Origin of the sequence: Streptomyces lienomycini (assembly GCF_027947595.1) — a bacterium.
Taxonomy (GTDB): Bacteria; Actinomycetota; Actinomycetes; order Streptomycetales; family Streptomycetaceae; genus Streptomyces; species Streptomyces lienomycini.
In genome coordinates, this window is sequence record NZ_CP116257.1 from 7,510,628 (window position 1) to 7,522,833 (window position 12,206).

A 12,206-nucleotide genomic window follows, 5' to 3' on the forward strand; every position below is an offset into this window, starting at 1 on the left:
AAAACGGACGTACGAGAGGGAATCCTGATGCGGGACGCGTACCACGAGGAACTTGATTCGATCGGTGACGGTCTGGTGGAGATGGCCCGGCTGGTCGGGTCGGCCATCGGACGCGCCACGACCGCGATCCTCGACTCCGACCTGAAGCTGGCCGAGACCGTCATCGAGGCCGACCAGAGGGTCGACGACCTCCAGCACGAGCTGGAGGCCCGGGCGATAACCCTGCTGGCCCGGCAGCAGCCGGTGGCGACGGACCTGCGCATCGTCGTCACCTCGCTGCGGATGTCGGCCGATCTGGAGCGTTCGGGCGACCTGGCCCAGCACGTGGCCAAGCTGGCCCGGCTGCGCTACCCGGAGCGCGCGGTGCCGCACGACCTGCACGCGACCATCCTGGAGATGGGCCAGCTCGCCCAGCGCCTGATGGCGAAGGCCGCCGAGGTGATCATCACCAAGGACGTCGACCTGGCGCTCCAGCTGGAGCAGGACGACGACGCGATGGACCTCCTGCACCGCACCCTCTTCCAGCACCTGATGGACGACCGCTGGAAGCACGGCATCGAGACCGCGGTGGACGTCACCCTCCTGGGCCGCTACTACGAGCGCTACGCCGACCACGCCGTCGCGGTCGCCAAGCGCGTCGTCTACCTGGTCACCGGCGAGCACGCGGACGACCTCCAGGCGGACCTCCAGCCGACGACGAAGGTGGAGGGGGCCTGAGCCCGACGGCGTGCCGACGGCGCATCGGGGCGAGCGCGCGCCCCAGTGCGCCGTTGATGCGACGGCGGTTCGGGGCGTGCAATGGGCTCAGGACCCCTGGGCCCCGGGACCCTGGGCCCAGGCACCCGCTTCCAGGAGGATCCATGGCCGACTCCCCCAGCACGAGGCCCGACCCCGCACAGGAACGTCCCACCGAGCAGCCCGCCGAGATCCGCAGCCTCCCGCTGGTCGCCGCGTGCGGCTGCGGGTCGGGCTGCGGCTGCGGCTGCCAGTCGGGCAGCCCCTGCCAGTGCGGCTGACACGCCGGCGGCACGGCGGCGGCCGGAACCCCCGGCCGCCGTACGGCCGCGCCTGACGGTCACCCCTGGGTGTCACGTCGTACGAGTTGAGTACGGGTACTCAGGTCCCGGAACCGCTGCCGTCCGACCCTGGAGAACAGGAAGCCGGACGACGCCGAACGACGGGAGCGCGACCCCCGATGAAGATGACCCTGACCAGCCGCGTACGCACCCTCGCCCGCCTGGCCGTCACCAACCGCGTCTCGGCGGTCTACCTGGCCCTGGTGGGCGGCGCGATGGCGGTCGCCGCCGCGGGGCCCCTCTTCGCGACCGGCCCCGACGCCTCGCTCATCTGGGTCTGGCCCGCCCTGTTCACCTTCCCGGCCTTCGGCTTCGTGGTCTGGCTCGGCGAGGCGGGCTGGGGCGGCGACACCCCGACGTGGTTCCTCGTCGGCGGCATCGTGCTCTCGGCGCTGGTCCAGTCGCTGGCCCTGGGGACGGTGTGGCAGACGCTGCGGAGGCCGCGCGGGCGGCGGCTGACGCCGGCGGGCTGAGCAGGCGGGCGGTGTCGGCGGGCTGAGCAGGCGGGCGCTACCGGGTTCGGCCCGGCGGGTGCGAGAGTGATCCCATGACGGCACCAGGAGCCACGGTCGTGGCGGTCGACGAGGCCGAGGACGTCGCGGTGGACGGCCTGCGGTGGCTGACCGGGGCGGCGCGGGAAACCCCCGAGGACGGACTCGCCTGGCCGGCCCGGCCTTCGGAGGACGTCCTCCAGCCGATGCTGTACGACGGCGCGGCCGGTGTCGTCCCCGCGCTTCTGGAGGCGTGGCGCCACTTCGGCGACGACTCCTACGCCGACACGGCCCTGCGCGCGGCCCGCGGCCTCGCCGCCCGGGTCGACGACGCGGAGGACGACTCCCTGTACTTCGGCCGCACCGGGCTGGCCCTGGTCCTGCGGACGGTCCACACGGAACTGGGCGACACGGCCTCGGGCGAGGCGGCGGACCGCGCCCTGCGCCTGGTCCGCTCCCGCTTCGACGGCACCCGCTGGGGCGAGCTCTTCGAGCTGATGGGCGGCAACGCGGGCATCGGCCTGGGCGCCCTCCTGGCCGGCGACCCCGACCTGGCGGTCCTCGCCGTGGAGCCGTACCTGCGTACGGCGGAGCAGACCCCGGCGGGCGTCCACTGGCCCCACCGCACGGGCGTCGTCTCCCGGCTGCACCACATCTCGCACGGCACGCTCGGCATCGCCCTCGGGCTCGCCCGGGTCGGCGCGGCCACCGGCCGCGGGGACCTGGTCGAACTGGCGCTGGCCGCCGTGGCGGACGTCGTGTCCCGTGACGAGGCGGGCCCCGACGGTTTCCTGGTCCGGCACTCGACCCCGCAGTTCCTGCCCGACCTGATCGACCCCGTCAGCTACGGCTGGTGCCACGGCCCGACCGGTGACGCCCAGCTCTTCCGTGCCCTGCGCGACGTCACGTCCGATCCCGCCTGGACCGCCCTGGCCGACCGCTGCTGGCACACGGTCACCCGCTCCGGTGTGCCCCGCCGCCTGCGCCCCGGCTTCTGGGACAACAACGGCCGCTGCTGCGGCACCGCGGGCGTCCTCGCCCTGGCCTGCGACCGGATCGCCGAGCAGCGGGACGCGTACGACTTCGCCGACGTCCTCGTCGCGGACCTCACCGCCCGCGCGACCCGGGACGCCGAGGGCGCCCGCTGGTCCAACGTCGACTTCCGGTCCACGCCGGGCGGCCTCGAACCGCGCCTCGGCTGGGCGATGGGCAACGCGGGCATCGTCCGCGAGCTGCTCCGCTACGTGCGTCTGGCCCGCGGGGGCGACCCCGGGTACGCGTTCACGTGGCCGGACCAGGCGCCGGTGTCGCCGCCCGCCTGACCGGACCGGACCGCGGCGACCGGGTGCCGCCGGTGTGCGCCCTGCCACGGTGGATGCCGAAGGAGGCCCCCGTCCCCGTCGATCGTCTCCGTCGATCGTCTCCGTCGTGGACCGGGCGGACGGCTTCGGCACGGCGACGACGGAACTGTGGCTGCCGGTGGAGCCGGCCTGACGGTCCGGCTGCTGCTCAGAGGGGATTGAGACGGGCCTTGAGCAGGCAGAACTCATTGCCCTCCGGGTCGGCGAGGACGTGCCACTGCTCCTCGCCGGTCTGTCCGATGTCGGCCGGCCGCGCCCCGAGCCTCAGGAGGCGCTCCAGCTCGGCGTCCTGATCCCGGTCGGTGGCGTTGACGTCGATGTGCAGCCGGGACTTCCCGGGCTCCGGCTCGTCCCGGCGACTGAGGATGATCGTCGGCTGCGCCCCGCCGAACCCCTCGCGCGGCCCGATCTCGAAGTACTCGTTGCCCTCCCGGTCGAGCACGACGAAGTCCAGCACCTCGCACCAGAACCGCGCCAGCGCCTCGGGGTCGCGGCAACCGAGCACCAGCTCACTGATCCGACATGCCATGGGAGGAACCTGCTCTCATCTTGGGAAGCACGGGCGCGAAACGCGCTGGCGACCGTACCGGGAGAGGTGGGCGGGGGCGAAGGGTTTTCGGGCTGCTAGCTTCCTGAGCCATGACGGACAGCGTGTACGTGGGCAACGCGGGCAAGGACGCCGCACTGGACCGGGGCTGGCTGCTGGGGCACTTCAAGGACGCCTCCGACCCTCGGCACAGCGAGGACGTGGAGATCAAGTGGGGCGTTCACCCGAAGGGCGACCAGCGCGCCCACTGGGTCACCGGCGAGGAACGCACCGCCCTCCAGGTCCTCGTCAGCGGGCGCTTCCGCGTGGAACTGCCCGGCCGCAGCGTCGTCCTGGCCGAGCAGGGCGACTACGTCGTGTGGGGCAGGGGCGTCGACCACTCCTGGTACGCGGAGGAGGAGTCCGTGGTCCTGACGGTGCGGTGGCCGTCCGTTCCCGGGTACGCGGTCGGCCAGGACGGCGCGGGGAAGAAATGACCAGCAGACTCACGGAGTTGGCCGTCGACTGCCGCGATCCGGAACGCCTCGCGCGCACCCTGGCACCGTCCGGCCCGCCCCCGGACCGTTGACTTGCCCCACCGGAAACCCGTGGCTTTCCACATCGGAAACAGACCGCTACTCTTTCCGCCATGGAAACTCACGGGGTACGACTGACGCCGGAGCAGGCCCGCGCCGCCCTGGCCGACACCGAGCGCGTCCGGGCCTCGGCAGCCGCCCTGACGGCCACCCCGTGGCCGACGTGGTTCTTCATCACCCTGACGCTCTACGTCGCCGTCCTCCCGTTCACCCTCGCAGGCGTCGTGACCGACCGGTACTGGCTGCTGCCGCGCCCCGCCTGGATGGCCGTGATGGTGACGATCACCGCGACCTACGCGGCGCTCCTGGCCGTCGCGACGAAGACCTGGCGCGACAGGACCGGCGTGGCGCTGCGCCTGGACGTACTGCCGAAGCGGGCGACCCTGCCCCTCCTGATCGGCCTCCCCCTGCTGCTGGTCGGGGCGCCGCTCGCCTTCCGCGCCACGGGGCAACCGGCGTGGCTGATCGCGGCCTCCCTGATCGGCGCGGCCGCGTCCGTCGGCTTCCACCTCACCTTCGTACGCCTGCACCGGAGGGCCGCGTGAGCGCCGGCCCGCACGACCCCCTGGAGGGCTTCGACACCACGATCCACGCCCCGCACCGCCTGCGCGCCTGCGCCCTCCTGGAGGCCGCGGGGGAGGCGGAGTTCGGCCTGGTCCAGACGAAACTCGACCTCTCCGCCTCCGCGTTGAGCAAACACGTCACCGTCCTGATGGACGCCGGCTACGTCGAACAGCGCAAGGCCGTCCGCGACACCCGCCAGCGGGTCTGGCTCCGGCTGACCAAGCGGGGCCGGGCCGCGTACCGGGGCCACCTCGCGGCACTGCGCGCGATCGTGGAACCGTCGGACTAGACACTCGGTTCCCGAACACCCGGGACGACGCGTCCCGGCGCCCTCGGCCGCGGCGGCGGCACCTGCGCGGCACCTGCGCGGGACCAGCACGGCTTGGCGGCCACCGGCAAGGCCGCCGTCCCCCGTGGGGCCCGCCGAACACGGCGCGGCGCGACCCCCCATCTGCGCGCCGCCGTACCCGACAGGGTTACTCCGCCCCGAGTCGTTCATCCCCACCGCCGAGCTGATCATTATGCTCAAATCACCACGAATTGATTCAGCGGCAGTGGGGACGTCCGGCCGGCGCCATGGCATCCCCCGTCCGCCCCATGCGACGCGGAGGCTCTCCCATGGCGAGGTACGACTACGCGTGCGGGCACTGCGGCGTGTTCGAGGTGGTCCGCCCGATCGACGCCCCGGCCCATGAGCCGACGTGCGTCACGTGCGGTGCAGCGGCGACGCGTGTGTACGCCCCGCCCGCCCTCACCTCCCCCGGCTCCGCACTGCGACGGGCGCGCGACGCCGCCGACGCCAGCGCGCACGAGCCGACGGTGCTGCACGGCACGCCCGCACCACCCCGTGGTCCTGCTCGTCCCGCTCGTCCTGCTCGTCCGCCGAACCCACTGCACGCCCGCCTCCCGAAACCGTGACCCACAGGCAAGGAACGACAGATGCCCGAAGTGCTCTTCAGCGTCGACCAGTCCCGGTCGTTCTACGACCAGGCAGTCCCGCCGCACAACCGCTGGCACCCCGACATCCCGCCGGTGGCGACCGTTCGGCCCGGCGCCGAGTTCCGCCTCGAATGCCGTGAGTGGTTCGACGGCGAGGTGCACAACGACGACTCCGCCAACGACATCCGCGACCTCGACCTCTCGATGGTCCATCCGCTGAGCGGTCCGATCGCCGTCGAGGGCGCGCAACCCGGTGACCTGCTGGTGGTCGACATCCTCGACATCGGCCCCGTCCCGCAGGAGACCGGGCCGGTCGCCGGCCAGGGCTGGGGCTACACGGGCATCTTCGACAAGTCCAACGGCGGCGGCTTCCTCACCGAGCACTTCCCCGACGCGTACAAGGCGGTCTGGGACTTCCACGGGCAGATCGCGACCTCCCGCCACCTGCCCGGCGTGCGCTTCACCGGCATCACCCACCCGGGCATCATCGGCACCGCCCCGTCGCACGACCTGCTCGGCCGGTGGAACGCCCGGGAGGCCGAGCTCATCGCGACCGACCCGAACCGAGTGCCCCCGCTCGCGCTGCCGCCGGAGCCGCGGCGGGCGCTCCTCGGCACGCTGGAAGGCGACGCGTTCGAGCGCGCCGCGGGGGAGGCTGCACGCACCGCGCCGCCCCGCGAGAACGGCGGCAACCAGGACATCAAGAACCTCACCCGCGGCGCCCGGATCTTCCTGCCGGTGTACGTCGAGGGCGGCAAACTCTCCGTCGGGGACCTGCACTTCAGCCAGGGCGACGGCGAGATCACCTTCTGCGGCGCCATCGAGATGGGCGGCTACCTCGATCTCGGCGTCGACCTCATCAAGGGCGGCATGCAGACCTACGGGGTGACGACGAACCCGGTCTTCTACCCCGGCAACGTCGAGCCGCGGTACAGCGAGTTCCTCACCTTCGTCGGCATCTCCGTCGACGAGGACGGCCGCCAGCGCTACCTCGACTCCCATGTCGCCTACCGGCGGGCCTGCCTGAACGCGATCGAGTACCTGACCAAGTTCGGCTACTCACCCGAACAGGCCTACCTGCTGCTCGGCGCCGCCCCGATCGAAGGCCGCTTCAGCGGCGTGGTCGACATCCCCAACTCCTGCGCCACGCTCTACCTGCCCACCGCCATCTTCGACTTCGACATCCGCCCGTCCACCGACGGCCCCCAGCACACCGACCGCGGAAGCTGCGCCCGCACGAGCTAGCCCCTCGCGGGGAGCGTTCGAAGCAGCAGAGCAGCGAAGAAGCGAAGAGTCCCCTTCCCGGCGGAATCACCGCAGGCAGGGGGCTTCTCCGCGAACACCGCATGCCCCACGCCCCATGCCTCCGAGGTGCGGCCCGAGACGTATTGCACGCGCCGTCCCCGCCACGAAGGCAGCGCGCTCCCGCGCGCGCCGTGCGCGGGCTCTGAATCCGCGAGGGGGGCGTGACTCGCCCGACGTCACGCGTCGAAGTCGTACTCCAGGATGTACGAGGCGGCGTCCAGGGTCATTTCGTTGACCTCGACGGGGCGGCCCTCGTCCGTGAACGCGGTGCGGCAGACGAGGATGACCGGGGTGCCCGCCGACATGCTCAACTGGCTCGCCTCGTCCTTCGACGGCATGCGCGAGCGGATCTCCTCACGGAAGTGCACCGGCTCGCAGCCGAGTTCGGCGAGCCGGGCGTACGTCCCGCCCTTGCCGGTGTCCTCCTGCGTGATCGCGGTACCGGCGACCAGGGACGCGGGCAGGTAGCTCGTCGCGAGCAGTACGGGCTTGCCGTCCAGGACGAAGCGCCGACGCCGCACGCACACCGTCTCCTCGTCGGCCAGGCTCAGGACCGCGGCGACGCCGTCGGGCGCGGCTTCGTCGGCCACCGTGATCCGGTCCACCTCGAGTGAACGGTTCTCGATGTCGGCCGACCAGATGGACCGGCCGTTGCCCCACTGCCGCTGGGCAAGACGCTGGACGCCCCGACGCCGGAGCGGACGGAACTCCCGGACGAACACGCCGGCACCCTTGCGTGCCTCGGCGACACCTTCGTCCCGCAGGACGCTCAAAGCCTGTCGGGCCGTCATGCGGGCCACGCCGTGCGTGACCATGAGGTCGTTCTCCCCCGGGAGCCGATCACCGGGACCGTACTCGCCCGACCGGATCCCTTCGCGCAGCGTGTCGGCGATCCGCTGGTACTTGGGGCGCCGGTCGCCTCCCGTGTTGACCATCCCGTGAGCCTCCTCTTCTTCTCTAGACACCTTAGGCCACAGGTCGGGGGTTCGCTCGCTGCGAGTAGCGACTCCGACTCCTCAAGGGCGGTTCGACACAACGGACTTGACGTCTCTAGAGATGTCGACCACAGTACCTGTCTAGAGATGTCGCGATGACTTCTTGAAAGGGGTGCTATATGGCGTCGTACGGCTTCGAACCTTCGGCTGCCGCGGTGTCAACGGCGAGAGCGTCGACTCACAAGTTCGTCAGCACGGACAGACGGGATCTCCACAGATGCAAGCGGAATCCCCGCCGTCGCGACATCGACGGCGAGGAGTGAGGACGGGTGGCTTACGCGATCGACCGCTATCCGTGTGAGGAGTCCCCGCGCCTCGGCGCGATGACCTTGAACCCCGTCACCGAGTCCGTGCCCCGGGCCAGGCGCTGGTTCCGGAAGTTCCTCACCCCCTACCAGCCGATCTGCTCGGTCGACGACTGCGTCCTGCCGCTCTCGGAGCTGGTGACCAACGCCGTCGTCCACGGCACGGCGGAAGCACCCTGGCTTGTTCGAGTCGAGTAGTTCCGCGTGGAGACCACCGCCCTCCGGGTCGAGGTGCACAACCCTGGGCTCCCCGAGAGCGTGCGACTGAGGTCCCCCGACGCCAACGACGCGCATGGGCGCGGGCTGCTGCTGGTCGACTCAATCGCCGACTCCTGGCACTCCGGTCCCAGCCCCTTCTGCGGGACGGTGGTCTCCTTCGAGATGGCCAACGCCTGGCCACCGTCCTGACACGACCGATCACACGAGCGCCGGTCCTCAACACCGGCCGGCCCCCACCCTGCCGAGTAACCGCAGGACGGGGGCCGACTGGCGTGGGCTACTGCTGGGTTTGTGCTGGTCAGGACGGTGGGCTCGTGCAAAAGCCCCATAAATGGAGTCTGGCAGAGCCTGCGCGGCCTACGAGCTAATGGGCAACTCCCGCGCTCGCTGACGAGCTTGGACCCGTAGCTCCTTCAAGCGACTGTGGAACGCGTTGTGGCTATTCTGGTCAAGGTTCAGCGGCAGGTCGAGTTGGGAGATGAGTTGTGACTCCAGGTCCCACGGTTCGCTGCCACTCAAGGCACTTCGCGAGAGGGGGGCTGACCCGTTGACACATGAGCCTCAGCCGACGAACGTCAGCCACGATGGCGGTTGCGTCGACCGACCAGGTGCGCGTGTGTCTCGCTGCACCCCACCGGTTCGAGCCACGTTGTCGTATGCAGTCGCCCAGCCCATCGGTGGCGAACTGAGTGACACATGCCCTGTAGGCACCTTGCGGCTCGGGTAGCGCAGCGGATACGTCTTAGAGGTCATCTCATGTGGCGAGTTTCGCCAGCTTCTTGTAGCAGGTAAGGGCGGCTGCGAGGCCGCGGAAGGCGAGGAAGTGTTCACCCTTGCGTTCGTAGCGGACGGTGAGGCGGCGGTAGCCGAAGAGCCACGCCATGGTGCGCTCGTTCTTCCAACGGTGGGGTCCAAGGCGTTCGTTGGACTCGACACCCCGGGCCGCGCGATCCGCGGGGCGATGTTCCGCTCGCGCAGCCAGCGGCGATGTTCGGCGGAGTGGTACGCCTTGTCGGCCCGGAGCTTGCCGGGTCGGCGGCGACGAGGGCCACGCCAGGAGCGGACTGCGGGTATCCCCCTGACCAGCGGCCGCAGCGCGTGGGTGTCGTGGACGTTGGCACCGGAGATGCCGACGGCTAGCGGGACGCCCTGGGCGTCGGACAGAACGTGCAGCTTACTGCCCTTCTTGCCCGGTCCACTGGGATCGGCCCGGTCAGAGAGCCCCCATTTCGCGCGCACACTCGCCGCATCCACGATCGCGCTGCTCCAGTCGACCTCCCCCGGGCCCCGAGTTCGTCCAGCACCGCCCGGTGCAACGGCGCCACTGCCCCACCTCCGCCCAGACCGTGAACCGCCGGTGCGCCGTGGCCAGCGAGACCCCGAAGGAATCCGGCAGCATCTGCCAGGCACATCCGCTGGTCAGCACATACACCACTGCGGTGAACACCGCCCGCTCGTCCACCGGCGCCGTACCCCCGCCCTGCGGACGGGACTTGAACCCCGGCAGCAACGGCGCGACCAGTTCCCACAACCCGTCGGGCACCAGCCGACGCGAAAGATCATCAATCACGAGACCGCATCGTGCTGCATCACGCGATCACCACGTGAGATGACCTCTAAGTGAAGAACGATGGCCCGAGCCCGGGGGCCTGGCTGTCGGTGTACACGTGAAAGTCCGTACGCTGACAGGAGGTGACCGGTGGGCGCACGTGGCCCCGTCCCGAATGGTGAGGAGACCTCGCGCGCCCCTCGGTCGCGCAAGGGCAGCGACCAGCAGCCGGTGACCAAGGGCGAGATGCGGCCGGTCAAGATCCCGAACGCGGATCGGGACTGGCACCCCATCGCCCGCCGGCTGTGAGACCCGCTGAAGACTTCAGGCCAGGCGGACTTCTACCAGAACTCCGACTGGGCGTTCGCCTTCTCGCTGTGCGAGGACTTGTCCCACTACAAGAAGTCGGGCAAGCGCAGTGGGCAGATGCGCCAGACCATCTACTCCGCCTTCGAGCGACTTCTTGTCGCCGAGGGCGACCGGCGCCGTGTGCACATCGAGCTGAACGAGCCCGAGGACGAGCAGGACTCTGCCGCCGTTCTCGCCATCGCCGACTACAAACGCGATGCGGGCATCGGCTGAGCGCATGGGCGACTAGGGGTCGCCCATGCTTCATCAGTCGTCCTGCTTCCGGATGTAGGAGAGGGCGGTCATGCCAGCCGCAAACGAGAAGGCCAGGATGCTACCGCCCAGTGCCATACTCGTCATCACGGGCTGACTGTTAACCACCAGAGCCGTGACCGTCACGAGGGCGACCACTAGCGACGTGAGTGCAACGAGCAGCACGTCGTAGACGCGGTGGTTGCACGTATGGGCTGGTGAAGACAAGAGGTACTCCTCCGATTCGATCGGAGCGTCGGTCAAGGAACCTTGACTGAGCGGCACTGCACATCAAGCCAGCCGACCGACGCATGATGCGGTCGCTGTCGAGAGGCGATACCTCTCGACCTCCACGTGGATCAACACGTGTCCGGGCATGTTCGATGTGCATCCCCCGCCAGATCTGGGCCTCTCGACCGAGCCACTTGTCCCAACGGTAGAAACGATACCAGGCCGCAAGCCGAATATCCGTAGCTATCCTGGTCGTTCAGGTCGTTCAGGCCGATCAGGGGGTGAGCTGTACGCCGAACGCTGGGTCGCCACGCAGGGCGCCGACCCGAACACCCAAGCCTCGATGGAGTCGCAACTACGGCTGCACGCCTTCCCCTACCTCGGCTCGCGTCCGCTCGGCTCCTTCCAGCCGGCGCACATCCGGGACTGGATACGGCAGTTGCAGGAGAACGGCGTCCGGGGGTCTTACGCCCGGACGATCTACTCCAACGTGCGCGCGGCGCTCAGCGCGGCCGTGGACGACGGTCACCTTCCTCGGAACCCGGGTGCCGCCCGGTCCGTCCGTCCGCCGACCGTCGACAACAAGCGCGTCGTGCCATGGACGCCCGAGCGGGTCTTCGCCGTCCGGGCCGCCATGCCCGAGCGCTACCAAGCCATGGTCGATCTGGGCGGCGGCTGCGGGCTCCGCCAGGGCGAGATTCTGGGCGTGGCTGTCGACGCCATCGACTTCGACTCGGACACGCTCCACGTGGTCCAGCAACTGAAGCTGAGCCGCAGCAAGGCCGTGTTCGCGCCCCCGAAGGGCGGCAAGCTGCGGGACGTGCCGCTTCCCGGCCCGGTCGCTGATGCGCTCCGGGCCCACATGAAGCGCTTCCCGCCAGTCGAGATCACCTTGCCGTGGAAGGTCGCCGACGGTCCCCCGGTGACCAAGCGACTCATCTTCACCGGGCCGCGCGGCGGGCACGTCTGGCGTACGTCGCTCAACGAGGAGGCGTGGAAGGCAGCTCTCGTCACGGCCGGCGTCATCCCGACTCCCGAGCGAGGCCAGCCGCACGCCGAGTCCCGCGAGAACGGCATGCACGCGTTGCGCCACTTCTACGCCTCAGTGCTCCTTGACGCCGGGGAGAACGTCAAGGCCCTCGCGGAGTACCTCGGCCACTCAGACCCTGGGCTGACGCTTCGTGTCTATGCACACCTGATGCCGACCAGTAGCGAGCGTACCCGAAGAGCGGTCCATGACATTTACTTCGGAAGCGAGTCAAAATGGACACATCTTGCTTCTATTCAGCTTCACTATTCAGGGAAGTAAATTAGAAGCGCTATCCGAGAAGCAATAACGGGATCATTAGCTACCTCTCCTGGTAGCTATCTATCTCGGTCGATAGCTATCTCGGTAGCATCATCGAGCAATGACTACTGAGTCGCCTTCTACTGCGGAGCTTTCCGAGA

13 protein-coding genes and 4 pseudogenes are annotated in these 12,206 nt (G+C 69.8%); 12 read left to right on the plus strand and 5 right to left on the minus strand.

Going from position 1 to position 12,206, the window contains the following annotated elements; genetic code table 11:
• The first annotated feature begins 27 nt into the window (after positions 1–27).
• The 4 genes from phoU to BJ961_RS34210 all read left to right on the plus strand — a co-directional run bounded on the left by phoU (position 28) and on the right by BJ961_RS34210 (position 2,889).
• The gene (phoU, locus tag BJ961_RS34195; protein ID WP_271416637.1) at positions 28–717 is read left to right on the plus strand and encodes a phosphate signaling complex protein PhoU; all 690 of its coding nucleotides are present in this window, start codon (positions 28–30) and stop codon (positions 715–717) included.
• A 143-nt stretch (positions 718–860) separates the two neighbouring features.
• Positions 861–1,016, plus strand: coding sequence for a hypothetical protein (locus BJ961_RS34200; protein ID WP_271416638.1), 156 nt, complete (start codon positions 861–863; stop codon positions 1,014–1,016).
• 179 nt (positions 1,017–1,195) lie between these two features.
• On the plus strand, positions 1,196–1,549 hold the full coding sequence (locus BJ961_RS34205) for an SCO4225 family membrane protein (RefSeq protein ID WP_271416639.1): 354 nt from the start codon (positions 1,196–1,198) through the stop codon (positions 1,547–1,549).
• 74 nt (positions 1,550–1,623) lie between these two features.
• A complete protein-coding gene (locus BJ961_RS34210; RefSeq protein WP_271416640.1) occupies positions 1,624–2,889 on the plus strand; it encodes a lanthionine synthetase LanC family protein in 1,266 nt (421 codons plus the stop codon).
• Between the two features lie 187 nt (positions 2,890–3,076).
• Here the strand turns inward: BJ961_RS34210 and BJ961_RS34215 are convergent, their stop codons facing one another.
• On the minus strand, positions 3,077–3,457 hold the full coding sequence (locus BJ961_RS34215) for a VOC family protein (protein ID WP_271416641.1): 381 nt from the start codon (positions 3,455–3,457) through the stop codon (positions 3,077–3,079).
• Positions 3,458–3,567: 110 nt separating this feature from the next.
• Between BJ961_RS34215 and BJ961_RS34220 the strand changes: the two genes are divergently transcribed.
• The 5 genes from BJ961_RS34220 to fmdA all read left to right on the plus strand — a co-directional run bounded on the left by BJ961_RS34220 (position 3,568) and on the right by fmdA (position 6,798).
• Positions 3,568–3,951, plus strand: a complete 384-nt coding sequence (locus tag BJ961_RS34220) for a cupin domain-containing protein (protein WP_271416642.1) — start codon at positions 3,568–3,570, stop codon at positions 3,949–3,951.
• A 152-nt stretch (positions 3,952–4,103) separates the two neighbouring features.
• Positions 4,104–4,595: a hypothetical protein gene (locus tag BJ961_RS34225; RefSeq protein WP_271416643.1), complete on the plus strand. Its 492-nt coding sequence runs from the start codon at positions 4,104–4,106 to the stop codon at positions 4,593–4,595.
• Positions 4,592–4,903 carry a transcriptional regulator gene (locus BJ961_RS34230; RefSeq protein ID WP_271416644.1) on the plus strand — a complete coding sequence of 104 codons (312 nt, stop codon included), beginning with the start codon at positions 4,592–4,594 and terminating at the stop codon, positions 4,901–4,903. Before BJ961_RS34225 ends, BJ961_RS34230 begins: the two co-directional genes overlap by 4 nt.
• Positions 4,904–5,232: 329 nt before the next feature.
• Positions 5,233–5,532, plus strand: a complete 300-nt coding sequence (locus BJ961_RS36265) for an FmdB family zinc ribbon protein (protein WP_381332777.1) — start codon at positions 5,233–5,235, stop codon at positions 5,530–5,532.
• 21 nt (positions 5,533–5,553) lie between these two features.
• Positions 5,554–6,798 (plus strand): formamidase, encoded by a 1,245-nt coding sequence (fmdA, locus tag BJ961_RS34235; protein ID WP_271416645.1) that lies wholly within the window; start codon positions 5,554–5,556, stop codon positions 6,796–6,798.
• Positions 6,799–7,034: 236 nt separating this feature from the next.
• Here fmdA and BJ961_RS34240 read toward each other — a convergent pair whose 3' ends face one another.
• Complete coding sequence (locus BJ961_RS34240; protein ID WP_271416646.1) at positions 7,035–7,793, minus strand: GntR family transcriptional regulator; 759 nt, start codon at positions 7,791–7,793, stop codon at positions 7,035–7,037.
• A 329-nt stretch (positions 7,794–8,122) separates the two neighbouring features.
• On the opposite strand from BJ961_RS34240, the pseudogene BJ961_RS34245 reads away from it, so the two are divergent.
• A pseudogene (locus tag BJ961_RS34245) lies at positions 8,123–8,566 on the plus strand (ATP-binding protein).
• 168 nt (positions 8,567–8,734) lie between these two features.
• Here BJ961_RS34245 and BJ961_RS36100 read toward each other — a convergent pair.
• On the minus strand, positions 8,735–8,896 hold the full coding sequence (locus BJ961_RS36100) for a GIY-YIG nuclease family protein (RefSeq protein WP_333782098.1): 162 nt from the start codon (positions 8,894–8,896) through the stop codon (positions 8,735–8,737).
• Between the two features lie 235 nt (positions 8,897–9,131).
• Positions 9,132–9,947, minus strand: a pseudogene (locus tag BJ961_RS34250) (IS5 family transposase).
• A 129-nt stretch (positions 9,948–10,076) separates the two neighbouring features.
• Between BJ961_RS34250 and BJ961_RS36325 the strand changes: the two are divergent.
• A pseudogene (locus BJ961_RS36325) lies at positions 10,077–10,508 on the plus strand (phage terminase small subunit).
• A 33-nt stretch (positions 10,509–10,541) separates the two neighbouring features.
• On the opposite strand, the gene BJ961_RS34265 reads toward BJ961_RS36325, so the two are convergent.
• The gene (locus BJ961_RS34265) at positions 10,542–10,790 is read right to left on the minus strand and encodes a hypothetical protein (protein ID WP_271416649.1); all 249 of its coding nucleotides are present in this window, start codon (positions 10,788–10,790) and stop codon (positions 10,542–10,544) included.
• Between the two features lie 253 nt (positions 10,791–11,043).
• Between BJ961_RS34265 and BJ961_RS34270 the strand changes: the two are divergent.
• Positions 11,044–12,066, plus strand: a pseudogene (locus BJ961_RS34270) (tyrosine-type recombinase/integrase); the annotation flags it as partial.
• Positions 12,067–12,206 lie beyond the last annotated feature (140 nt).